This window comes from Paenibacillus sp. 01T424 (assembly GCF_056398745.1).
In genome coordinates this window covers 1-361 of sequence record NZ_JBFTPZ010000135.1, presented here as the reverse complement: position 1 = coordinate 361, position 361 = coordinate 1, and the positions used below count along the sequence as shown (strand labels likewise).

The 361-nt window shown below is 62.0% G+C and carries 1 protein-coding gene; it reads right to left on the bottom strand.

Annotated elements, in window-relative coordinates:
• Positions 1 to 361: metallopeptidase TldD-related protein (locus tag AC1DPK_RS34345; protein WP_477513036.1), on the bottom strand; the 361-nt coding region annotated here is incomplete at both ends.

The window sequence follows — 361 nt, the reverse complement described above, 5'->3', positions numbered from 1 at the left end:
GGTCTTCGATGTTGTTGAGCATGATCACCGGCGATTCGTTGAAGCGGAAGTTCTTCACCGGATGCTTGATCTGCCCGTTCTCGATGTAGAAGGTGCCATCGCGGGTCAGGCCGGTCAGCAGCACGGTCTGCGGATCGACCATGCGGATGTACCAGGTACGGGTGACCAGGATGCCCTTCTGAGTGCCGCGCACCAGTTCGGCGGTGCTCTTCTCGCCACCGCTCATCAGCAGGTTGCCGGGCGTGGCCTTGGCGGTCTTGCCCTGCTTCTGTGCCCAGAAGCGCGAGTAGTCGAGGTTGGCGACCTTGCCGTTCTCGATGATGGCGATGCGCTCACGCGGCATGCCCTCGTTGTCCCACGG